The sequence below is a fragment of the Pseudoxanthomonas sp. F37 genome, from assembly GCF_022965755.1.
In the GTDB taxonomy this organism is placed as follows: Bacteria; Pseudomonadota; Gammaproteobacteria; order Xanthomonadales; family Xanthomonadaceae; genus Pseudoxanthomonas_A.
The window spans coordinates 3,253,702-3,277,810 of record NZ_CP095187.1; the positions used below are offsets into that span (position 1 = coordinate 3,253,702).

A 24,109-nucleotide genomic window follows, 5' to 3' on the forward strand; every position below is an offset into this window, starting at 1 on the left:
ATCTTGTAAGCCCCCTGCAAAGAGTCGTCGCACTTAGCAGAAAAAACCCCTGCGTAGAACGCAATATGGCGCAATACCGCCGAAGGAGAAGCGGGTCGGCAGAAGCCGACCCGCTCAATTTGCTCATACTTGCCTCGTGCGCTGCTCAGGGGTACACGCCCCATCGCTGGTCGCTCACCGTGGCCGCGTTCTTGGCGTTGGAAGAAAGCCCCGAGCCCCAGATGGCGTTGATACCGCTCGCCGAATTCCGCCAGAAGATGTCCCACGTGCCGTTACCGTCGAAGTCGCCCGTCGTGGCCACGTACCACGTAGTCCCCGCACTGCTTGAGGTCGATCCCGCAGCAGTACCCGACCACCATATCGAGTTGGCGCCACCCAGCGAAATGTTCCGCCACAGGATGTCGTATTTGCCGTCGCCATTGAAGTCGCCGGCACCCACCACCCTCCAACTGGTTGCAGTCTTGCTCGCAAGCGCGCCAGCCGGCACGGCCGACAGCCAGATTGAATTGTCACCGCTCGCAAGGTTTCGCCACATCACGTCGAATTCGCCGTCCCCATCGAAGTCGCCTGTGGCCACCACGCTCCAAACCGGGTTGGCACTACTTGCCCGTGCTCCCGTGGCTGCACCCGACCACCAGATCAAGTTGCTGCCAGTTGCCGGATCGCGCCAGAACACGTCCTCCTTGCCGTCGGCGTTGAAGTCGCCGGTGCCGACCACCTGCCAGTTTGTGGCCATCTGGGAATTGACAGCGCCAGCGGACGAGCCCGACCGCCAGATTGAGTTCAGGCCGAGCTGCTGGTGGCGCCAGAAGAGGTCCGATCGGCCATCTCCATTGAAATCGCCAGTGCCCACCACCTGCCAGCCCGTACCCGCTGTGCTGTTCATCGCACCCGTCGGCACCCCCGCCAACCAGATGGAGTTGCTGTTAGTTTGCGAATGGCGCCAGAAGACATCCGATTTGCCGTCTCCATTGTAGTCATTGTTCAACCGACCCAAGAATGGCACCACGGTCGCCCGGAACGTCGCCACCACCGGAATCGTCTGGTTCAGGCTGCGCGCATTGTCCTCGCTGTTGGCCACACCGCACGCCAAATTGGCGCCGCTGCCACAGGTGCTCTTCAAGGGCGTGGAGAAGATGCGGTGCGAAATCTGGCCGGTATCGCCGTACGCCATCACGGTGTAGAAATTGCCGGCTGCTGCCGCTGTCTTGTACCCGAACGAATAGGGATACGCGCCATACTGCAGGACCGTCGTATTGTTGGGGCCGGTGGTGGTCGAATTGGCCCGGTCATGCGCCGAACCCATCAGGTGGGCGGCTTCGTGCACCAGGGTCTCGTCTGCGCAGTAGTACGTCTTGCCGTCCGTGCCCTGGTCGTAGCCGTCACTGATGACCGCATATCCCCAGGGTGCATCCGCTGCGGTGATCGCGGTCTGGTTGGCGCCGTTCAGCCAGGCGATGCCGCAGCCGTCGTTCTCCGGCGTATTGAACTTGCGCACCAGCACGACGATATCCGCGCCGTACTGGTCGCGCGCCGTGCGCAGCGGGGTCAGGCTGGCCGGAACGGTGACGGCGGACTGACCATCGCTGCCGGTCAGCTCGGACAGTGCCGTCTCGTTGCTGTTGGTATTGGTATAGCTGACCTGCAAGGCATGGACGATGCGCAGGTAGCCGTTGACGTCGCTGTTGACGAAGGCCTGGTTGCCCACCTGGACCAGGAAGACCAGACGCGTCGCGGCGCCGGACGCGCCGCCGTTCGCCGTGGCGAATTCGGGCGTGTAGCCGATCGCCACGTCGATGGTATTGGCCGAGGTCTGCGGCGCAGACTGCGCCACCATGGTCGCGCCCTGGCTCACGGGCGCGGACTGGCTGACCGCGGCCCCCATCGACGAGCGCAGCGCGGCCGCCTCCGGGATCATCATGTCCACGTGTCCCTTGGTCGCCGACACCACCTTCGAAGGATCGGTCTGGACGGCGAACACGCTGCCGTTTCGGGTTTGCAGGCTCAGGGCCGGCTTGCCATTGGCCTGCGGGATGGAACCGAACACCGCCTTCTCGCCGAAGGTGATGATGGCCTCCTGCATCGGATCGCCGCCGACCACACGGCCGATCCAGGTCCAGTTGCCGTCGATTTCCTCGACATGGCGCTCGTAACGCAGCTTGACCTGGCTGCCATCAGGCGACGGCACCGTCATTTCGCCGGTGGCCACGGCCTTGAAGGCGTGCGCCTCGCTGATGGCGGTGGGGTACCACGTGTAGGCGCCCTCCTGCTTGGCAGCCTTCGCCTTGTCCGGATAGGACAACAGCGCGCCGCGATCCGGCGCATTGGCGATGGAGGCGCCGATCGCGCGGGCCAAGGGAAGCGCGGCCGGCAGCGCACCGGACGACTGAGTGGCGGCGATGCCGCGCATTCCGGCTACGCCCGATTCGGGGTTGCCTCCACTGCACCCGGCCAAAGCCACTACCAAGGCGCAAGCGCCAATGCGGAGTTTCATACGTACCCTCAAGAAAAACAGATGGAGCCCCTGAACGGACAATATAGCCCAGCTGGCCGACTGTAAAACAGCCAACCCGGTCCGCTTACCTGTTTATCGGCAGGATGACGTACAGCTGAAAGTCAGATGTATCGCTAGCAAAACGAGCAGGGGCTTGACATCCGTCACGCATCGACGCCTGTCAGGCTGGCGAACGGTAGGGCACGCCCGTCTTCGCCCGGAGTTCGGCCTCGGTCACACCTTCGGCCGCCTCCACCAGCACCAGCCCCTCCGGCGTCACGTCGAACACCGCCAGATCGGTGATGATCCGGTCCACCACGCCCACCCCGGTCAGGGGCAGGTCGCACTGCGGCAGGATCTTGTGGCTCCCGTCCTTGGCCACGTGCTCCATCAGCACGACGATGCGCTTGACGCCGGCCACCAGGTCCATGGCGCCGCCCATGCCCTTGACCATCTTGCCAGGGACCATCCAGTTGGCCAGGTCGCCCTTGTCGGTGACCTGCATGGCGCCCAGCACGGCCAGGTCGATGTGGCCGCCGCGGATCATGGCGAAGGAGTCGTGGCTGCCGAAATAGCTGGCGCCGGCGCGGGCCGTGACGGTCTGCTTGCCGGCGTTGATCAGGTCGGCATCCACCTCGCCTTCGGTCGGGAACGGACCGATGCCCAGCAGGCCGTTTTCGGACTGCAGCCACACGTCCATTCCGGCGGGGATGTGGTTGGCGACCAGGGTCGGCAGGCCGATGCCCAGGTTCACGTAGGCGCCATCGGTGAGTTCGCGGGCGGCGCGCTGCGCCATCTCATCGCGGGTCCAGGGCATCACTTCTCTCCTTGGCGGACGGTGCGCTGCTCGATGCGCTTTTCGGGGGTGGGGTTGTGGACGATGCGGTCCACGTAGATGCCCGGCAAGTGGACGTGGTCGGGATCGATCGCGCCGATTTCCACCACTTCCTCGACCTCGGCGATGCAGACCTTGCCGGCCATCGCGCAGGCCGGGTTGAAGTTGCGCGCGGTCTTGCGGAACACCAGGTTGCCCGCCTTGTCGGCCTTCCACGCCTTGACCAGCGCCACGTCGGCCACCAGGGCCGTCTCCATCACGTACCAGTGCTCGCCGAACTGGCGGGTTTCCTTGCCTTCGGCCACCACCGTGCCGTAGCCCGTGCGGGTGAAGAAGGCGGGGATCCCGGCGCCGCCGGCGCGCAGCCGCTCGGCCAGCGTGCCCTGCGGGTTGAATTCCAGTTCCAGTTCGCCGGAGAGGAACTGGCGCTCGAATTCCTTGTTCTCGCCCACGTAGGACGAAATCATCTTCCTGATCTGACGGGTCTCCAGCAGCAGCCCCAGCCCGAAGCCGTCCACGCCCGCGTTGTTGGAGATCGCCGTGAGCCCCTTCACCCCACTGTCGCGCAGGGCGCCGATCAGCGCTTCGGGGATGCCGCACAGTCCGAAGCCGCCGACCGCCAGCGTCTGGCCGTCGGCCACGACCCCTTCGAGCGCCGCTGCCGCGCTGGGATAGAGCTTCTGCTTGCCTCCGGAGCCGGGATTGCCCGCCATGACGCGATCCATTCGATGGTGAAAGCCGGCATTCTACCCAGCCGCCCCTCCCCGACACAGGTACTTTCGGGCAATGGGAATCCGGTGCGGGGCGTGCGCGTACACTGCCCCCCATGAGAACCGTCGCCCTCGTCACCGCCGTCGCTGCCACCGGGCATGACGATGACCTCGCCCCCCTGCTCGATGCGTGCGCCGATGCTGGCCTGCATGCCCGCGCCGTGGCCTGGGACGATCCCACCGTGAACTGGGGGCGCTTCGATACCGTCCTGCTCCGCTCGCCCTGGGACTACACCGAGCGGCTGCCGGCGTTCCTGGCATGGGCCGAACGAGTGGACCGGGCGACCACGCTGCTCAACCCGCTGAACGTGGTCCGCTGGAACACGGACAAGCACTACCTGGCCGATCTGGCCGCCGTCGGCATCTCCACGGTGCCGACGACGTTCGTGGAGCCCGATGCCGAGCCCATGGAGGCCCTGATCCGCTTCCTGCAGGCGTTCGCGGATGCTGACGAGTTCGTGGTCAAGCCGACCGTCAGTGCCGGGGCACGCGACACCCAGCGCTACCAGCGCGACCAGCAGTTCGCCGCCGGCAACCATATCGCCCGGCTCCTCGACCAGGACCGCAGCGTAATGCTGCAGCCCTACCTGTCCACGGTGGATGCCGCCGGCGAAACCGCACTGGTCTATTTTGCCGGCCGGTTCAGCCACGCCCTGCGCAAGGGCGCGCAGTTGCCCCCCGGCGAAGGCGCGCGGCAGGCGCCCATGGCGGCGGGCGACATCACCGCGCGCGATGCCCTGCCTTCGGAACTCGGCCTCGCCGAACGCATCCTGGCCGCGACCACGCGCCTGCGCCAGCTGGAGGCGCCCCTGCCTTACGCACGCATCGACCTGCTGCCCGGCCCGGACGGCCAACCCTGCCTGCTGGAACTGGAACTGACCGAGCCCTCCCTCTTCTTCGACCAGGCCCCCGGCAGCGCAGCCCGGCTTGCCGCCCTGCTCGCCACGCTGCCGGCAGACGCCACCGTACGGACTCGCATGGATCGGGCCTGACGGCTAAAATCCGGCTTCTGCCCTCGGCCAGCCGCCGCGGCCGGGCCTCTCCGTCGCACACAGGAATTCCCGCAGGATGAAGATTCTCGTCGCCTACAAGCGCGTGGTGGACTACAACGTCCGCATCCAGGTCAAGCCGGACGGCTCCGGCGTGGTCACCGACGGCGTCAAGCTGTCCCCCAACCCCTTCGACGAGATCGCGCTGGAAGAAGCCCTGCGCCTGCGCGACAAAGGCATCGCCACCGAGGTGGTGGTCGCCACCATCGCCCCCGCCGACGCCCAGGCCCACCTGCGCAACGGCCTGGCCATGGGCGCCAACCGCGCCATCCATGTGGTCACCGACCAGGCCATCCAGCCGCTGACCGCCGCCCGCACCCTGCTGAAGCTGGTCGAGAAGGAATCTCCCGACCTCGTGATCCTGGGCAAGCAGGCCATCGACGACGACGCCAACCAGACCGGCCAGATGCTGGCCACCCTGTGGGGCCGCCCACAGGCGACCTTCGCCGGCAAGCTCGACATCGCCGACGGCAAGGCCACCGTGGTGCGCGAAGTCGACGCCGGGCTGGAAACACTGGAGATCGACCTGCCTGCGGTCGTCACCACCGACCTGCGCCTCAACGAACCGCGCTTCATCAAGCTGCCCGACATCATGAAGGCCAAGAGCAAGCCGCTGGAAACGGTGCAGTTGGCCGACCTGGGCGTCGAATCCGCCGATACGCACAAGACCACGCATTACGCTCCGCCGGCCAAGCGCAGCAAGGGCGTCATGGTGAAGGACGCGGCCGAACTGGTCGCCGCACTCAAGCAGAAGGGGTTGCTGTAATGGGCAAGGTTCTCGTCATCGCCGAACACCTGGACGGCAGGCTCAACGCCTCCACCGCCAAGACCGTCAGCGCCGCCGTGGCGGTGAAGGCCGATGCCATCGACGTGGTCGTGCTGGCCGCCGACCCGGCGGCCGTCGCCGCCGAAGCCGCGCAGCTCGCAGGCGTCGGCAAGGTGCTGACCGTCGCCAACGCGGCCAATGCGAACGCCATCGCCCAGGTGCTGGCGCCGCAGATCGCCAAGCTCGCCGCGGGCTATACCCACGTGTTCGCGCCCTCCACCACCTTCGGCAAGGATCTGCTGCCCTGCGTGGCCGCCCTGCTCGGCGTCAATCAGGTCTCCGACCTGATGGCCGTGGAAGGCCCGCACACCTTCAAGCGCCCGATCTACGCCGGCAACGCGATCATCACCGTCGAAACCCCGGCCGACCAGACCGTCGTCGCCACCGTGCGTACGGCATCGTGGCCGGAAGCCGCCAAGGGCGGCAGCGCAACGATCGAAGCCGCCAGCGTGGATGTCACGCTGCCGACACATACGCGGTACATGGGCCTGGCCGCCGGCAAGTCCGACCGCCCCGACCTGCAGAGCGCCAAGCGCGTGGTCTCCGGCGGCCGCGGCGTGGGCTCGGCCGAGAACTTCAAGGTCATCTACGCCCTGGCCGACAAGCTGGGCGCCGCCGTCGGCGCCTCGCGCGCCGCGGTGGACGCCGGGTACGTCCCGAACGAGCTGCAGGTCGGCCAGACCGGCAAGATCATCGCCCCCGAGCTGTATGTCGCCGTCGGCATCTCCGGTGCCATCCAGCACCTGACCGGCATCAAGGACGCCGGCACCATCGTGGCGATCAACAAGGACGGCGAAGCACCGATCTTCGAGATTGCGGATATCGGGTTGGTGGGGGATCTGTTCCAGTTGCTGCCGGAGCTGGAAGCTGCCATTGCCTGACGCGCCCAAGGAAGGTTTTTAGATGAATGCTGCCTGCTTCAAGGCCTATGACATCCGTGGCCGCGTCCCCGACGAGCTGAATACCGACCTGGCCCGACGCATAGGGTCAGGGATGGCGCGCTTGCTTGGCCCTGGCCCCGTCGTGATCGGCAGGGATGTGCGGCTGACGAGTCACGCCCTGCAGCGGGCGCTGGAGGAAGGCTTACTGCATGCAGGCCGCGATGTGATCGACATCGGCCTCTGTGGCACCGAAGAGGTCTATTTCCAGACATTCCATCGCGGTGCGGCGGGTGGCGTCATGGTCACGGCCAGCCACAACCCGATGGATTACAACGGGATGAAGCTGGTTCGCGACGGCGCGCGTCCAATCAGCGGCGACTCCGGCCTGCATGCCATCAGGGACTTTGCGCTGGGTTCGGAAGTACCCACGCAGATCGCGGGCGCCCAACGGACGGAAGCACCGGACAAGACCGCATTCATCGAACATCTGCTGGGCTATGTCGACCCCGCGACGCTGAGGCCGCTGAAGATCGTCGTAAACGCCGGGAATGGCGGCGCCGGCTTGATTGTCGACCAGTTGGCGCCCCATCTGCCTTTCGAGTTCATCCGTATCCAGCACGAACCCGACGGCAGCTTCCCCAATGGGATTCCCAATCCCCTGTTGCCCGGAAATCGCACAGCGACGGCCGAAGCCGTACGCCTCCATGGCGCAGACCTTGGACTGGCATGGGATGGCGACTTCGACCGATGCTTCTTCTTCGACGCGGACGGTTCGTTCATCGAAGGCTACTATCTGGTGGGGCTGCTGGCTCAGGCACTGCTGGCCCGCGCCCCGGGGAGTCGGATCATCCATGACCCGCGCCTGACCTGGAACACCATCGAGATGGTCCAGGCCGCGGGCGGGCTTCCGGTCATGAGCAAGACCGGACATGCGTTCATCAAGGAGCGCATGCGCGCGGAAGACGCCATCTACGGTGGCGAGATGAGCGCACATCACTACTTCCGCGACTTCGCCTACTGCGATTCCGGAATGATCCCCTGGCTGCTCATCACGGCCCTCATGTCGGCAACGGGCAAGCCGCTGGCCGAACTGGTAGCCGATCGCATGCGGGCTTTCCCGTGCAGTGGAGAGATCAATTTCCGGGTGGCCGACGCGCGCGAAGCCGTAAGGCGGGTTCTCGAACATTACGCGGACCAGTCCCCCGTGTTGGACCACACTGACGGGGCGAGTGCCGATTTCGGCACCTGGCGCTTCAATCTCCGCAGCTCCAACACGGAGCCGCTCCTGCGGCTGAACATCGAAACGCGAGGCGATGCATCGTTGCTTGCCAAGTGTACCGACGAGCTTTCCGCATTGATCGGCGGCAAGCCCGCCTCTCACTGATCAAGGACTATCCATGCCCTCTATTCTTCCCGTCATCCTTTCAGGCGGATCCGGCACGCGCCTTTGGCCCCTCTCGCGCGAAGCCTATCCGAAGCAGTTCCTGCCGCTGGTCGGCGAGGACACCATGCTGCAGGCCACGTGGAAGCGGGTCGCGCCCGTTTCGGACCTGGCACCCATCGTGGTGGCCAACCAGGAGCACCGGTTCATGGCAGCGGAACAATTGAGGGAGTGCAACGCGCAGCCCGACGCCATCATCCTTGAGCCCGTGGGCCGCAACACTGCCCCGGCCATCGCGGTGGCGGCCCTGCACGCCCTCACCAAGCACGAGGACGCGTTGCTGCTCGTTCTCCCGTCCGATCACGTGATCCGCGACGAGTCCCGGTTCCGGGATGCGGTGCGGCAGGCCGCAGAGGCCGCCTCTCACGGGAAACTGGTGACCTTCGGCATTGTGCCCGATGCGCCCGAGACCGGTTATGGCTATATCAAGGCTAAGGATGGCCCAGGGGTCCGTGAAATCGATCGCTTCATCGAGAAGCCGGACCGGGCCACCGCCGAGCAGTACGTCGCGTCCCAAGACTATTTCTGGAACGGCGGCATGTTCGTATTCAAGGCTTCCCGCTACCTGGATGAGCTTCGCAAGTTCCGGCCCGAGATCGTCTCGGCTAGCGAGAACGCACTCAGGCAAGCGTCGCGCGACCAGGATTTCATCCGCCTGGATCCCGAAGCCTTCGCTGCAAGCCCCAGCGACTCCATCGACTACGCCGTCATGGAGAAGACAACCGCTGGGGCGGTAGTACCTCTCGATGCAGGATGGAGCGACGTCGGCTCCTGGTCCGCGCTGTGGTCGGTGTCCGACAAGGACGATGCTGGCAACGCCCATCACGGCGACGTGATGGAAGTCGATTGCAGGAACACGTACGCCTACGGCACCAAGTTGATCGCGATGATAGGTCTCGAGGACCTGATCGTGGTCGAGACAGACGACGCGATTCTCGTGGGACACAAGAGCCGCATCCAGGACGTGAAGACCGTGGTGGGGCGCATCAAGCAGGAAGGCCGCAGCGAGGCAGTGGCCCATCGAAAGGTGTACCGGCCCTGGGGCGCGTACGACTCCATAGACAACGGCACGCGCTTCCAGGTGAAGCGGATCACCGTAAAGCCAGGCGCCGTGCTGAGCCTGCAGATGCATCACCACCGTGCCGAACACTGGATCGTGGTCAGTGGAACCGCGGAGGTTACGCGGGGGGACGAAGTGGTCCTGTTGACGGAGAACCAGAGCACGTATATCCCGCTGGGCGTCACGCACCGGCTCAGGAATCCCGGCAAGCTCCCGCTGGAACTGATAGAAGTCCAGTCGGGGAGCTATCTCGGGGAGGACGACATCGTGCGTTTCGAGGATACCTACGGACGCGTATGAGATCTTCCGGATCTGCATGCAGCTGGCAGCCACTGCCGCCAGGCGCGAAGAATGACGGATAATCGCCAATAGCGACCGTCAGGTCGTCCAATGATTCCGGTTGCCGCAAGGAGCGTGCTACCCCATGAAGTTGATCATCCAGATCCCCTGCCTCAACGAAGCCGAAACCCTTGCGGTAGCCGTTGGCGCGCTACCCCGGTCTGTCGCAGGATTCGAGCACGTCGAGTGGCTGATCGTCGACGACGGCTCGACCGATGACACGGCCAGATTGGCACGGCAGTTGGGCGTGCACCACGTTGTTCGGCATCCGGTCAATCGCGGCCTCGCTACCGCCTTCATGACAGGCCTGGATGCATGCCTTCGCTTGGGCGCGGACGTCATCGTCAACACGGACGCCGACAACCAGTATGAAGCCGACGACATTCCACTACTGACCTCACCCATCCTCGCTGGCGAGGCCGACATGGTGATCGGCGCCCGACCCATCGACGAGACCGAGCATTTTTCCTGGGTGAAGAAGAAACTGCAGCGACTTGGCAGCTGGGCCGTACGTGTGGCCAGCCAGACCGACGTTGCGGATGCGCCGAGCGGGTTTCGCGCCATCTCGCGGGAAACCGCAATGCGCTTGAACGTCTTCAATGCATATACCTACACGCTGGAAACCATCATCCAGGCAGGGCGCAGCAATCTGCGCGTGTTGTCGGTACCGATTCGGACCAATCCCGATCTTCGCCCTTCGCGGTTGGTGAAGAGCATCCGCAGCTACGTGCAGCGCTCGCTGGTCACCATCTTGCGCGTGTTCGCGATCTACCGGCCGTTCTTCTTGTTCTTCTGGCCCAGCATCATCCTGGGTGCGGCGGGGCTGCTCGCAGGCCTGCGCTATCTCTACTTCGTGCTCATCGGCGACGGCGCAGGCCACATCCAGTCCGTCATCTTCGCCGCCCTGTGCCTGATTCTGGGCGCCATCACCCTGATGATGGGTTTTCTTGCGGATCTGATCGCCACCAACCGCAAGCTGATGGAACGCATTGACGTACGAGTACAGCGCATCGAACACGAGGTGCGCAGGAGCTAGGGCCCTTCCGAGTGCAAAGGGCCGAAGCCATCGCCGACTTCGGCCCACCCAATCACATCATCGCTTGCGAGCGACCTGATACGAAGTAATGGAAACACGTGCATCTTTCGGCACCAACGCACGGATTTCCAGATCAGAAACATCGCTGGCGAGAACGATGTCGAAGGTCGGGAACGGTCCCACCTGAGTGACATTCACGCCGCCATGCGCCACTGTCCCCTTGCCGGAAGCGGCATCGAGGCGAAACTGTCCGGCGGCGACTGCATCGACATTGCCCTGGAGCGATACGGTGTAGGTTCCTGCCTTTAATCCCACATACGGGCCAAACAAGACATAGCCATTCCTGCTGCTGTCATTGACCAGCTTGCCGTCCACCCATTTGCCGCCCTGCGTGTTGTACTTGTCGGTAGCGAGGTTGCGCGACAGGGAGTCCGCATAGGCCAATTCGGGCGCCGCCTCAACAGGCGAGGCGGCTGACGCCGGCGGCGCTTCAGCCGCGGCGTCCGGCGAGGATTCCGGCATCGGCTCCAGATGCACTCCCTCATCCTGCTGTTTGCAGGCAGTCAGGGCAAGCAATACGGCAACTGCGAGCAAAGAAGTGATCGTCTTCATGAAATCCTCGAAATCGGTAGTCATTGGTAGCGCCGCATCAGGCGTCGGAACGTACACCGCCGGCATGCCACGCCGGTAGGGGGCAGAATCTTATACCTTGTGCAGCCTAGAGTCCCGCGACCGCCGGTTGCAGCGAGTATCCGGCAACGGTCAGATCGTCGCCCGCCCCCACCCACAGCCGAACTTCAACCGACGCCTGGTCGCTGGGCACCTCGAAACGCCACGCGCCCAGCGAATCCGGGGACCTGGCGATAAGTGCTTCCTTCATCAGCACGCGGCGTCCCCCGTCCGAAACCACGTCCAGATAGGCCGCTTCCAGGGTGTTCGCCCTCCCCCGCAACCTTAATTCATAAATCCCGGCCGGCAAGGGACGATAGGGTCCGAAGAACAGATAACCCTCGCGGCCCGTCGTCAGCAGCCCCGTTTCGCCAAGCTTGCCAACCCTCGTGAATCTGGCGAGATCACCCGGGGAGCTGTTGAGGCATCCTCCCGACAGGAGGCACGTTTCGCCCATCCGGGGACGCCATTGGCTTCCGGAACTGGCACTGGCCCGCGCGACCGGATATCGCAGCTGCGCCGGGGCCTCTTTTACGAACACCCGCAGTCCTGTATCACTCTCAATGCCCACGACCGACAGCTCAGGATGCCGTTGTTTCCACCCTGCATTGTATGTAAGCAGCGCCCCCCGGCACGGACCGTTCGCCCACGACTCCGCCTCTTTCCCCTTCTCGTAGCGATAGTTGAAGAAGAAGAAGGAATACAGGAAACCTCGCTCGACTTGGGCCGATGCCGGATTCATATCCCGCGGCAAGGACGCCATGTCGAAGTAGACACACCCATCCGCGTAGTTGCCCCGGACGAACTCCACCACCTCCGATGGCCTGCTGCGCGTTTCCAATATGGCGCGGTGCCAATCGATCTGCGAAGTCGCAGCGAAACAGTAGAGGGCAAGAGCACCTGACCACGCCAGGTAACGCGGCAGCAAATTGAATGCGATGACGCCCATCGCCCCCAGAGCCAGCCATCTGGAAACCGGCCCTTCCCTGAGGAACAATTCCGGCCACAAGCCGGAAATATTCACACGGTTGATTCCCCCGGATGCACCAACGCCATGACTTAACCAGATGCCGACCACGCACACCAGTATCGCGACTCCGACCATCACCCAGCGGCGTCGCTGACTCAACAGGCCAAGGGCCAGCAAAGGGAGCACGAAAGCGTCCTGATACCGCCCATAGACCCAGTGATCGAGCCGATCAGGTGTGCCGGTGGCGGTACTGAGCGCAGTCAGCGCGATGCAGCCCAAGGGGGCGAGCAACACGAATATCCCGACCACCTCGGTCGGGACATGCGTTGCCGTCGCGTCAGCGCTCGCGAGATGACGCTGGCGCCAGCGCCTCAGAATTTCTATGGCGCCCAGGACACTGACGCCGAAGCTGGCTATCACGTTGTAGGACAATTGCCCAAGCGCGGATCCAAGCAGCTTTGTCCACGCGCTAACGTCAAGGACAACGGCCGCGACCTTCCCCAGGCCGGGATAGTGCAAACCAGGATCGCCACCGCCGGGCGTCATGCCCGCGACCCGCCAGGGCTCCACACCATATCGATAGGCTGCGACCAAACCCAAAGAAACAACCGCATGCAACATCAGTAATCGATATGGGCGCGGCGCGACCACGAGCGCCAGTGCGAGCAGCGAAGCTATCGGCGCGACGGCGCCCGTTGGGTGAATCCAGAACTGGAGCCCGACGAGAATCGCATGCGGGATGACCGTCAACGGTCGAAGTGGGTCGACCCGGAACAGGCTCCATACGGACAGGATGAAGAAGAACGCCACCGCGCTTTGACTGAAGGCATATCCGCTCATCGCAAGGTTGGCTGGATAAGCAGCGACCAGCGAGGTGGCCAGAAGCAGCTGCAATCGTGACGCGGCCGGGAATAGTCTCCGGGCAACATCATGCACGAGGCCCAGGGAAACGCCCCACATAACTGCGTTGATTATCAGCACGCCTCGCCAGACCACCCGGGGGTCATCCAGGAAGTAGAACAGGGGCGCGAGCAGAAACGAGTAGCCCGCATGATAGCTACTGGCGGAACTTACGAAGTGCCCTGCAATGAAGGCGCCATTCGTCAGATAACCTATTTCGTCGGCCAGGTACGCCGGGCCCGCCACCCATGCAGTCGCTGCGTAGAAGACGATGGCAGTCAGCAGCAGAATGCCGGCAAAGACGCCTAATTCTGGAATCCGTCCAGATTGCGTCATCTTCTCCTCCCCTCCTCGATTCGCGTCCCCAGGTTCATCGGCGCTTGTCAGCCGTCCGCCAGCATCCAGCGCAACGTTTCCCGCAATGGCGCGGCCTGCCAATCGCCCAACAGGGCGCGAAGACTCGCATTGTCGCCCCGCAACACCTTCACTTCATTTGCCCGGACGAACGCGGGATTGACTTCGATTTCCAGATCATGGCCTGTCAGTTCACTGCACATGGCGACCACCTCCCGGAGCGAATGCGCCTGTCCCGAACTGATGTTGTAGGTGCCTCCCACGGCGTCGCGCGTCTCGACAAGCCGGCGATAAAGATGCACCACCGTCCTGACATCACTGAAATCCCGTGATACATCGAGATTTCCCAATTCAATGCGTTCGGCACGCCGCCGGAAGTGGGCAACGATCTTCGGAAGCAGGTAGTTGCTGGCCTGTCCAACGCCTGTGTAGTTGAAAGGACGGGCGACCACTATGGGAAGGCGGTCACTCCATAGCCGCGCCATGTACTCCATGGCCAGCTTGCTTACGGCGTAGTCGTTTGCGGGCGCGGGTGGCGTACTCTCACTGAGCGACCCTTCGCTTGCATTTCCGTACACGTTTGCACTGCTCGCGAGCAGAACGCAATCGGGACGGTTTCCGGCACCTGCGGCTGCGTCTAGGAGATGTCGAGTGCCTATGACGTTCACACGGTAGAAATCATCGGCATCGCCATGGCCGACAAATGCCAGCGCGGCCAAATGAATGACGATTCGAGGCTGCAGATCCGCAAGCAGCGACCGCATTGCCTCTGCATCAGTCAGATCCACCCGGTGGTAGTCCGCGCGGTCGCTTTCGCCGCTACCCATTCCGACAACCTGGTAGCCTGAGCGGGACAGCTCATCCATCAGGTAGCGCCCCGTGAAGCCTAGGGCGCCGGTGACAAGGACCCGCTTGCCGGGCTCCGCCATCAGAACGAAACCCCCTTCTCGTTTCTGCGCAGATCGGCTTCCACCATCATCGCGCACAGGCCTTCCAGGTTCGTGTTCGGCCGCCAGCCAAGCTGCAAGCGGGCCTTCTCGGGATTTCCGATCAGCAGATCGACTTCCGCAGGACGGTAATACCGCGGATTGATTCGGACCAGTTCCCTCCCCGTGACAGCCTCGACACCCCGCTCGCCTTCGTCCTTGCCCGTCCATTCGATCACGGTGCCGGCCGCCTTGAAGGCCATGGTCACAAAGTCGCGAACAGTCTCGGTGCGATTGGTCGCCAATACATAGGTATCCGGTTCCTCCGCCTGGAGCATGCGCCACATGCCGTCAACGTACTCGCGCGCATATCCCCAGTCCCGCTTGGCGTCCAGATTGCCCAACTCAAGCACATCAAGTTTCCCCAGCGCGATCTTGGCGACGGAGTCCGTGATCTTGCGGGTAACGAACTCGCGTCCACGCAGTGGCGATTCATGATTGAAGAGAATGCCACTGCAACCGAAGATGTCGTACGACTCGCGATAATTGATCGTCATCCAGTGCGCATAGAGCTTGGCCACACCATACGGACTACGAGGGTAGAAAGGAGTCGTCTCGGTCTGCGGCACCGCCTGGACCTTGCCGAACATTTCCGAAGTCGACGCCTGATAGAAGCGAATCTTCGAATCCACCTGACGGATGGCCTCCAACAAGTGGACCGGCCCGATACCGGTAATATGTGCGGTCGTCGTCGGCTGATCGAAAGAAACACCGACGAAGCTCTGCGCCGCGAGATTGTAGACCTCGGTCGCGCCGGTAGTCTCCAGCATACGGATGCTTGATCCCAGATCGGTCAGATCGTACTCGATCAAATGGAGATTGGGGTGCTGGTCGATCCCCAATTCCTCGATGCGCCAGAAGTTCACCGAACTCGTGCGACGGTAGGTGCCGTAGACTTGGTATCCCTTCTCCAGCAGGAGTTCGGCCAGATATGCCCCATCCTGGCCGGAGATCCCCGTAATCACTGCCGTCTTCATCAAAGTTCCTCAATTATGGATTGCCTGTTCAGGCGAACTCGCCGGGATAATACTGCAAGCTTGTCATCCAGCTCCAGTTGCCCATGCCGTGAGATCTGCCGCGAGCGCACGATTCCTCCCTTTCACGCCATCAACATCGGGATTCTGACTCGGCAGCACAAGGAATAATCCGCAGCGCCGCAATGGAAAGCCGGGTATCGGCCCGGACGGAAATCCGGATTTCGAGGTCCGGCACGTCGTTCGGCAACACGAAGTTGGCGCCGACCAATAGGCCGTCCTCGCTATTGGAGACCGCCAACGCGAACGGTTGAACGAAGTGAACGGTGGTACCGCTGCCCGAGCAGACATCCAGCCAACCGCCCCCCGTTCCCGTGCCTTCTACCTCGAGCCGGTAGTCACCCGCGGCCTGCGGAACATAGGGGCCATAGAGCAGGATGCCTTCGCGCCCCCGGGTTTCCAGCCTTCCGCGCACCACGCAGCCCACCTCCGACTTCAGGCGGTAGTCGGTTGCCGCAAACTGACGAACCGGGCCAGGCAACCATTGGTGAACCCATTGCCCTTCCGATATCACCCCTACGAGTTGCCGGGTGGCTGTTGCCCAACTAGCCCAAGTGATGCCATCGGCCTTCGGGTGTTCGCCGAGCTCGTATAGCGTCAGCCAAGACTGGACGGCTGCGGACAGACTGCCTGCGTCGTAACCACTGAAGTAGTGAGCATGGTCACCCGCCACCTCGCGAAAGACAGGGAGATCCCTGGCTATCAACGGCACTCCATGACGGGCGGCCTCAATCAGTGGCAGGCCGTAGCCTTCTCCCTCTGAAGCCATCAGCAATGCCGAGGCTCGCCGGTAAGCCTCCAGCAAAAGGACATCACCGGCTTCGTCGAACCAGAACAGCCGCCTGTCCCGCTCTGGATGATTGGCGATCCTAGCGACCAGATCTTCCACTAGCCAGCCTGGCCGTCCGATCAATACCAGGTTGATTTCGGCCCCCTGCTGCCAAAGTTGCTCGAACGCGGCGAGCGCCTGCGCGTGTCCCTTCCGGGGCTCGATCGTGCCGACCATCAGCACATTCACGCGTCCGGACAGCGCCGCAAGGTCATCGTCGACGGAAGGAGGGGCCACCAGTCTGGTCGCCGAGGATCCATCGAGATCCGCGCCTAGGTGAAACCAACCGATCCGCAAAGGGTTCTGGCGCTCCGGGCGCGACTGGTGCAGCCAATGCTCGAACTCATCCGCCACAGCCTTGGATATGCAGAGAACTCCGTCTGAAACCTCGGCGACGGCCTCATACCACGCGCGGAACAATGGAAGCAGGTGGGATTCGAAACAATCCGGGCGCAAGAGCGGCAGAAGATCGTAGACGACGAAGTACTGCCTCACCCCCTGGCTGCTCAGCTGGCGGAACCTGCTCACGTAAGCAGGCACCAGATGGGCCACCAGATCCAGGCCCAGATAAACGTCACCGGATGCGAATTCCACGGGCCCATCTTCGGGCAGTTCCTCCCCGGAGAAATATCGACGGGCGCAGTACGAACGCGCGTACCGGAATATTCCGTCGTCACCGAGGCTGACGGGTTCGATGCGGTAGCCCACTGGGGGCGAATGCATCAGTTCGTCCAGCATGTGGCGAACCACGCGCTGTATTCCGGTGCCGGCATCACGCACTGCCAAGTTAGTGATGTCGACGAACCAACGCGGCTCCCGCACATCGTTCCGATTGGCCACCCACGCTTGTGCGAACCTGGCCCAATCACCTTCACCGGCATATGCCGAGGATTTGTCACGCACCAGCTCTCCAGCCAGCTGGCGGATCTCATCACGCCACCCGGGAATCACTCCCGCAGGCCGCCGGTCCGTCCGGATCAATTGGCATCGGCCAACGAGCTCCAGGGCCTCGACGGGCAACAACGTCGCCAGGGCGTCGGCAGCGTAGCCCGCCGTCAGTCCTTGCGCCAACGCGGGATAACCGCCGTATCGATAAAGTACTTCAGCTATCGCGGCACGGTCGAGTCTCGCCAATTCGGCCCAGAGCCGACCTATAGATCCCGTTTCTACGACCAGGTCCGCCGGATACGCGCGCGCCGCCATCAAGGTCTTGGCACAATATTCGCTGTCGGTGACCTCGACCACGAACCGGTCAATCTCGGATGCCCAGTCGGCCAACTCCGATAGCCTGTGCTGGCACGCCGGTCGCAGGCCCGCAGCCACGTCCCCCAACACAACGACAGCGCCATCAGGCACGTCTTCCCTGCCCCCGGGCGCGGGCAGCCAGGCATATGGCTGGCCGTGGGCCCTCATGTCCGGTTCTGCTTCCTGCGACTTTCGTCGGGAAGACGCAGAGCACTTCCTTTCATAGGCTCGCTCCATGCCGTCCAGAGCGAGCGAGGCCGATGCCTCCCAAGAAAACCGCTTCACCTGCAGCAGGGCGTGCGCGAGAAATCTCTGGCGGAAATCCTCGTCAGTCAGGGCATGCCTGAGCTTCAAGCTGAATCCAACGTCGTCCGTCGGATCAAACAGCGCTTCTTCCATGCCAATGACTTCCGGCAAACTCGAGCAGTTCGAACCGATAACCACGGCGCCACTGGACATGGCTTCCAAGGCAGGCAAGCCAAAACCTTCCTGCAGGGAAGGAAACGCATAGAGACGGCATTGGTTGTAGAGGCCGACCAGATCGGCGTCGGCCACGAATCCAGCAAACACGACGTTGTCGGCACCCAGGCCACATTCGGCGACCACTGCTTCAAGCGACAATCGTTCAGAAGCGGGCGCCTGCCCTACGATCACCAGTTGGTGTGTTGTCCGAAGCCCATCGGGGAGCATGGCGAAAGCCCGAACTAGGGCGGAGATGTTCTTGCGCGAATCGAATCCACCTGCATACATCACGAACGGCCGTTCAATGCCGTAGCGGGCGAGGAGCCTATCGCGCCGGAATTGTCCTGGTTCTTCACGGCGGAATATTTCGTCCGCCGCACCCAGGATGTTGGTGACTCTATCTGGCTCGACGCCGAGCAATCCGATCGCTTCCTCGCAGGAAAACTGCGATATTCCAAGCATCTGGTCCGCTGCCCGGAACTGCTCGAGCCTCGCCATGTACCATGCGCGCACGCCTTGATCCGCCAGGTAGCTCTGCCGGTGGACCAATGGAATCAAGTCGTACAGAGTAACCACGTTGATGTAGGGATCGCTTTCCGAAAGCGTCGATACGACGTCGTCGGCGACGCCCTCGAATACACTGGCCACGTGAACCACGTCTGGCGCAAGGGATCGCAGCATTTGCCTCCTGAGGACCTCGGACGCACGTCTACGGAATGCGTTTTCCGCCGGAATGAACCCTGTCTTCGCCAATCCTCTCCATATGATGATGTCGCTGTCCGGCAGGTACGGCTGGAACTGCGCACGCAAGAAGCCAAGCCGCTCGGGCATCGCCGAGTTGAGCAGGATGGAGATGCGGTGTCCTCGTGGGCTTGCGGCGATCGCCTTCGCGAGCGACAGTGAATAGCGCCCGATGCCCCGCCTCCCGCTCTCGGGGGATTGGCAAGCCTGCAAGTCCAGTACGATATGCAATTGCGCCACCCTTATCCCTGCACGCCCGGTCGGTGAGCGGCTTTTGTCGCATCCATGATTTCACGGTTCGCGCGAGAGGAATGCCAGTCCAGCGCCGGCGCGCCATCGTCTATCTGCATGCCGCCCCCCCCTGCAGGTAGGCACCAGCTGGCCCAAAAAGAAACGCGCGCGCGCGATTGACAGGAGCCGAGTGCTTTCCTAGCAGTGCCACGACGGGGCGCCGTAGGGCCTCCCACTGCGCAATCTTCCGGAGGGCCGGTTTCGCGGTTCTTTTGACGCTGGCCAGCGGACTGCGGAACGCCTTGGTGATTGAGATGGCCAACTCCTGACCCACGAGCCGGGTTGCCCGCAAGGGCCGCGTCACCCGCCAAGACGTGCTTTGGTGGATGTTGGCAAGCTCCTGTCGGACTCTGTCCGAGTCCGCGCGCTCACGGGCCATCTGTACTTGATGGCCCGCAATGATGGAATGCGCCTCGGCGATCTGCTTCTCTGTGGCCCTGAGGCTTTCCTCCCTTGCCTTGACTTGCCCCCGCAGGGCGGTGATCGCCAGTTCCTTCAGATCCATATCTTCCCGCAGCGCGCGCAACTGTTGGAGTTGCTCCGCCAAATCCTGGTCGCGACGCTCGCCCTCACGACGCAGCTCCAGGGTGATGGCCTCATGGTTCCTGCGCTCGGTCTCCAGGCGTTCGCCCAACACCCCTATCCGGTGGCGAAGGTCCACCAGCGCAGCCTCTCTGCGCTCGTTCTCCGACCTGAGGAAATCCGACACCTCCTGCCATTTGATCGATTGTTCTATCGCCGTCCTGGCCGCCTGCTGCTCCAGCAGCAAGGTGTGCTCCGAAGCACGCCGGAACTGGTCGAACACATTGGGGGGATGGATGAATGCGCCGTCGAGATCGATGCGCTCGTCGGCCACATAGAACCGGTTCAGGCCGTCCGCGTAAACGAAGTGATAGCCATGTCCCAGCAACAGATCCTGCCAATCCTCATAGGCGGGAACCTTGCTCTTGGGCTCTGTCGCCTCTACCAAGACAATCCAGGGTCGGACCGAATCGAATGAAAAGCCCCTTAGCGCGGCGGCTTCGGCGCCCTCGCAGTCGACCTTGAGGAAATGGATCTGGCCGACCTTGTTCTGGCGACATATTTCGTCAAGCGTGACACAGGGAACGATGTATTCGGAAACCTCGAATCCGTCATCCAAGTGTCGCCTTGCATATGCCTCGTTGGTCGTGGATAGCCCCGTATCCTTGACATCGTAGAACTTCATTTCTCCCGCGCGATCCGATACCGCCACGCACAAATTGGTGTCGTGAGCCCGCTCCTGAACCAACCTTTCGAACCAATGCCGCGCGGGATCCACGTTGATTCCGCTCCAACCCATGTCATAAAAGGCCTTGGTCACCGAATCGTTGCAGGGGTCCTGGGCGCCGATATCGACATAGAAGCCCTTTTTCACGCCATGCAGCGCGCGATGCAGCATCACGTCTTCGAAATTCTGTGCGTATGAGATGAAAGTCACTGCCTGGCCACCTTGATGCTGGGATTCATATAGGAGCTTCCGATGAAGAAAGGCAGCCCGAGATTCTGGACATTGAAGACCAACGCGAGATCACGCCATTCGTAGTTGTCCACCAGATGCGTGTCGGAACTGACCAGAGCCGTGGATATGGAATAGCTTCCAGGCCCAAGGTTCATGGGAAACGCGATAGCGTAGTCCACGACGTCACCTGCCTTGACGTTTTCCATGATCTGGTCGGTGTGGTAGGTGTTGGTCCCAAATACGACCTGTCCCAACCTGTCCTTCACCATGTAGCCGAGCACCAGGCGTTCGATGTCGCGCAACACGCGCACCCTGATATTCAGGGAAACCTCGGCTCCGACCGATACGAACTCCAGCGGGAGACCTTCGCGATCGCGCAGCTCGATATCTTCGACAACGGCCTCACCAGTCCCTGAAATGGTCTGCACCCTGCCGTCGACGCTGCGCCCGGTACGAACGGTGCTGTTCTCCCGTTCGGCAATGAGCGCATTGTAAAAATCCATGACCTCTTCCGGCGCGCCATCCTTGATCAATACCCCGCGCTCCAGTAGCAGCGCCCGCGTACACAGGCTCTGTACCGCGCCACGGTCGTGCGACACGATCAGCAGCGATGTCCCTCGTTCCTGGTACTGCCTGATCCGATCGAAGCATTTGTGCTGGAAATAGGCATCGCCTACCGAAAGTGCTTCGTCCACGATCAGCAAGTCCGGCTTGAAGGCCGTGGCAACGCTGAAAGCCACACGCATCTGCATGCCGCTGGAGTACGTGCGAACCGGTTGGTCGAAGTACTCGCCAATCTCGGCGAACTCCTCGATTCCCGGCATGCCCTGCTCTATCTCAGCGGTGGACATGCCCATCAATCCGGCCGAATGGAAGACGTTCTGGCGCCCGGTCAGTTCGGGGTTGAATCCCATGCCCAGTTCCAGGATGGCCGCGACGCGCCCCTGGACCACCACGCTTCCTTCGCTCGGCCGCAAGGTTCCGGTGATGAGCTTGAGCAGGGTGCTCTTACCGGCGCCATTCTGGCCCACGATGCCGATCGCCTCGCCGGGCCCGAGCGAGAATGACACGCCACGCAGCACCCAATGCTCACTGCTTGCCCGTGCCGGTATGCCAAACCAGGTGGCAAAGCGCAGCAGTTCACTGCGGTACTCGCGGAAGGCCTTGCCAAGACCTCTTGCCGTGACCAGCTCCCTGCTCATAGGACGTCCACCATGTCCGCGGATGCGCGACGAAACAGGAACAGCGACAGTCCCAACAGGAGCAGGGATAAGCCGCCCACGATAGCAAGGCCTTGGAGATCGGGGGACCGGCCGTGCAGCAGCACGTCCTGATAACCAGAAATGATGGGATAAAGCGGATTGCTCTGGAAATAGTGCCGCGCGGACTGGGGCACGATATCGATCATGTAGACCACGGGCGTGAGCCAGAACCACAGCTGCAGCACGACGGCGACGACTTGCGCCACATCCCGCACGAACACATTGAAGATTCCCAGCATCATTCCAAGTGCCATCCCGAAGGCGACATTCACCAGCAGCAGGACCGGCAGCCACATCAGCCCCGCTGACGGCCAATGCCCCAGCGCCGCAAAGACCAACAACGTCGTTGCAACAAGCAGCGCGTTGTTCACCAGCGCAGATCCCGCCGCCACGACGGGCAGGCAAATGCGGGGAAACATTATCTTCTTCATGATGTTGCCGTTGTCGACGAACATGGTCAGTGACCGACTCACGAGTTCGTTGAACAGGGTCCAGGCCACAATGCCCGACATCAGGTAGATCGGATACGCATATGGGCTGTCGACGTGCGGAAGCTTCGCCGCCAGTACTTTCGACAATACCAACGCGTAAATGGCGCATTGGGCCAGCGGCTGGAGAATCATCCACAACGTGCCGAGCTTACTCCGGACAAATCGTGCCCGCACATCGTTCCTTATGGATGTGGCAATGAAATTCCGATACGCCCATATGGCCTTGAACAGGTCTTTCATGGCGGGGAGTTCCGGTGGGCCGTCGAGAGCGACATATTCACTCGCATGGAGATTGGATCCGTTCTTGAATGGCCTGCAGGTGGCCCATGAGTGCGGTACCGACCGCGTCTCCTGATAGCCGACTCCGCACATCGGACTGGGCCCGCAGACCACGGGCTTTCGCGGTAGCCGGGTCAGCCACCACTTCACGCATCAGTATTGCGGCACGTCCGATGTCAGGCTCGGCCCAGCGCTGCCCATCCGCATGCGGGTATTGGCCCGCGAGTACCGGGACCAGCGTGGCCGGAACCAGATAGCTGTTCTGTTCCGACATGAACTCCATGTTCCCAGACCATGCCGTGGCCACGACCGGTTTTCCCAGTGCCATCGACTCGGCCATGCCCAAACCAAAGCCCTCTGCACGGTGCAGGGAAACATAGGCATCCGCGCATCGCTGAAGCGCCTGCAAATGCGGCTTCTGGATCAGATCATCCCTCACCAGTATGCGCTCGTCCGCAGCCGCGGCCTGCAGCAGTTGGGACAACAGCTGCGAATAACCGCTGCCATTCACGGACTTGATCACCAGCTGGACCGGGGTGGCAGGGTCCGGAAAAGCGGCCTGGAATGCGGCGATGACCCCAAGCGGATTCTTGCGCCAGAAGGAAGAATTGAAGTCGAAGGTGGTCAAGAACAGGAATGCGTCTTCGCGCAACCCAAAATCGCGACGGGCTAGGCCGCTATCGGTCGCGGGAAACAACGGCAAAGGAACCTTCAGCACCGGCTTCTTGGTCACGCCGACGAGCAAATCCCGTATGAATGCGCTGGCCACCAGAAACTCGTCTGCCATGGACAATGACGAATGCCATTCGTCCGGAAATCTCTCCAGCTCCCAGAACCAGCATGCGACGGTGTAGCGCCGAGGAGTGTCCGCACGCCCCACCCATGACAAGGCCTGCTCAAGGTAGTCGGGGTTTACGAACACCAGATCGATATCGTGCATCGGCGCTCGGGCCGCGTATTTTGCCAAACTGTCGTCTTGCTGCGAGGCTGGCGCGGGTAGCGGAACGTCCTGGACCGCCACGGGATAGCCACGTTCGATCAGCGCGCGGGTGTAAAGCCGGGCGCTCTCACCAAGCCCCAAGGGGCCGCTGGCAAAGGCGACGATGTTCACGCCGCCTTCCTTGGAATGGGATGCCGTTTGGCTCGCATTGAGGGAGGTATCGCCACGATCCCGTGTACGAACGCTGGCGTTCCATCGTTCGGTCCGCGCAAATGCCAGATCGCCCGCCATGCGTGAACCCACCCAGCGCGCCAGCTTTTCGCGCCATGGGGTAGGCACGTGGCGATAAAGCGTCCGCCAGATCGCACTCCGGGCCAGCCGGGAAACCAGCCTCATAAGATATCGCTTGTCGGCAGAGGTGCGCGGGGCCACAGGCGTCATCCGG

Annotated in this window: 18 protein-coding genes; 6 read left to right on the plus strand and 12 right to left on the minus strand. The window is 62.6% G+C overall.

The features are described 5' to 3' along the window. Positions 1 to 145 precede the first annotated feature (145 nt). The 3 genes from MUU77_RS15340 to MUU77_RS15350 all read right to left on the minus strand — a co-directional run bounded on the left by MUU77_RS15340 (position 146) and on the right by MUU77_RS15350 (position 4,042). On the minus strand, positions 146 to 2,410 hold the full coding sequence (locus MUU77_RS15340) for an FG-GAP-like repeat-containing protein (RefSeq protein WP_245088572.1): 2,265 nt from the start codon (positions 2,408 to 2,410) through the stop codon (positions 146 to 148). Positions 2,411 to 2,675: 265 nt separating this feature from the next. After that, positions 2,676 to 3,311 (minus strand): CoA transferase subunit B, encoded by a 636-nt coding sequence (locus tag MUU77_RS15345; RefSeq protein WP_245088574.1) that lies wholly within the window; start codon positions 3,309 to 3,311, stop codon positions 2,676 to 2,678. Beyond that, entirely contained in the window at positions 3,311 to 4,042 is a 732-nt protein-coding gene (locus tag MUU77_RS15350; protein WP_245088576.1) for a CoA transferase subunit A, read from the minus strand. Before MUU77_RS15350 ends, MUU77_RS15345 begins: the two co-directional genes overlap by 1 nt. 113 nt (positions 4,043 to 4,155) lie before the next feature. Here MUU77_RS15350 and MUU77_RS15355 point away from each other — a divergent pair, with 113 nt between their 5' ends. The 6 genes from MUU77_RS15355 (at position 4,156) to MUU77_RS15380 (ending at position 10,731) form a co-directional block, all read left to right on the plus strand. After that, positions 4,156 to 5,091, plus strand: coding sequence for a hypothetical protein (locus tag MUU77_RS15355; RefSeq protein WP_245088578.1), 936 nt, complete (start codon positions 4,156 to 4,158; stop codon positions 5,089 to 5,091). A gap of 76 nt (positions 5,092 to 5,167) precedes the next feature. Beyond that, complete coding sequence (locus MUU77_RS15360; protein WP_245088580.1) at positions 5,168 to 5,914, plus strand: electron transfer flavoprotein subunit beta/FixA family protein; 747 nt, start codon at positions 5,168 to 5,170, stop codon at positions 5,912 to 5,914. Continuing rightward, positions 5,914 to 6,855, plus strand: coding sequence for an electron transfer flavoprotein subunit alpha/FixB family protein (locus tag MUU77_RS15365; RefSeq protein WP_245088582.1), 942 nt, complete (start codon positions 5,914 to 5,916; stop codon positions 6,853 to 6,855). Before MUU77_RS15360 ends, MUU77_RS15365 begins: the two co-directional genes overlap by 1 nt. Positions 6,856 to 6,877: 22 nt before the next feature. Then, positions 6,878 to 8,239, plus strand: a complete 1,362-nt coding sequence (locus tag MUU77_RS15370) for a phosphomannomutase (protein WP_245088584.1) — start codon at positions 6,878 to 6,880, stop codon at positions 8,237 to 8,239. Positions 8,240 to 8,252: 13 nt separating this feature from the next. Further along, positions 8,253 to 9,656, plus strand: coding sequence for a mannose-1-phosphate guanylyltransferase/mannose-6-phosphate isomerase (locus tag MUU77_RS15375; RefSeq protein ID WP_245088586.1), 1,404 nt, complete (start codon positions 8,253 to 8,255; stop codon positions 9,654 to 9,656). A 124-nt stretch (positions 9,657 to 9,780) separates the two neighbouring features. Then, positions 9,781 to 10,731, plus strand: coding sequence for a glycosyltransferase family 2 protein (locus MUU77_RS15380; protein WP_245088588.1), 951 nt, complete (start codon positions 9,781 to 9,783; stop codon positions 10,729 to 10,731). 57 nt (positions 10,732 to 10,788) lie between these two features. Here MUU77_RS15380 and MUU77_RS15385 read toward each other — a convergent pair whose 3' ends face one another. The 9 genes from MUU77_RS15385 to MUU77_RS15425 all read right to left on the minus strand — a co-directional run bounded on the left by MUU77_RS15385 (position 10,789) and on the right by MUU77_RS15425 (position 24,105). Next, positions 10,789 to 11,343: a hypothetical protein gene (locus MUU77_RS15385; protein WP_245088590.1), complete on the minus strand. Its 555-nt coding sequence runs from the start codon at positions 11,341 to 11,343 to the stop codon at positions 10,789 to 10,791. 106 nt (positions 11,344 to 11,449) lie between these two features. After that, positions 11,450 to 13,606, minus strand: a complete 2,157-nt coding sequence (locus MUU77_RS15390; RefSeq protein ID WP_245088592.1) for a hypothetical protein — start codon at positions 13,604 to 13,606, stop codon at positions 11,450 to 11,452. Between the two features lie 47 nt (positions 13,607 to 13,653). Next, the gene (locus MUU77_RS15395) at positions 13,654 to 14,553 is read right to left on the minus strand and encodes a GDP-mannose 4,6-dehydratase (RefSeq protein ID WP_245088594.1); all 900 of its coding nucleotides are present in this window, start codon (positions 14,551 to 14,553) and stop codon (positions 13,654 to 13,656) included. Next, positions 14,553 to 15,587, minus strand: coding sequence for a GDP-mannose 4,6-dehydratase (gmd, locus tag MUU77_RS15400; protein ID WP_245088596.1), 1,035 nt, complete (start codon positions 15,585 to 15,587; stop codon positions 14,553 to 14,555). Before gmd ends, MUU77_RS15395 begins: the two co-directional genes overlap by 1 nt. A 130-nt stretch (positions 15,588 to 15,717) precedes the next feature. Further along, positions 15,718 to 19,161, minus strand: coding sequence for a glycosyltransferase family 1 protein (locus tag MUU77_RS15405; protein WP_245088598.1), 3,444 nt, complete (start codon positions 19,159 to 19,161; stop codon positions 15,718 to 15,720). A gap of 100 nt (positions 19,162 to 19,261) precedes the next feature. Then, positions 19,262 to 20,671, minus strand: coding sequence for an FkbM family methyltransferase (locus MUU77_RS15410; RefSeq protein ID WP_245088600.1), 1,410 nt, complete (start codon positions 20,669 to 20,671; stop codon positions 19,262 to 19,264). Then, entirely contained in the window at positions 20,668 to 21,894 is a 1,227-nt protein-coding gene (locus MUU77_RS15415) for an ABC transporter ATP-binding protein (RefSeq protein ID WP_245088602.1), read from the minus strand. Before MUU77_RS15415 ends, MUU77_RS15410 begins: the two co-directional genes overlap by 4 nt. Further along, entirely contained in the window at positions 21,891 to 22,685 is a 795-nt protein-coding gene (locus MUU77_RS15420; RefSeq protein WP_245088604.1) for an ABC transporter permease, read from the minus strand. Before MUU77_RS15420 ends, MUU77_RS15415 begins: the two co-directional genes overlap by 4 nt. A gap of 37 nt (positions 22,686 to 22,722) precedes the next feature. Next, a complete protein-coding gene (locus tag MUU77_RS15425; RefSeq protein ID WP_245088606.1) occupies positions 22,723 to 24,105 on the minus strand; it encodes a glycosyltransferase family 4 protein in 1,383 nt (460 codons plus the stop codon). Between the last annotated feature and the right edge of the window lie 4 nt (positions 24,106 to 24,109).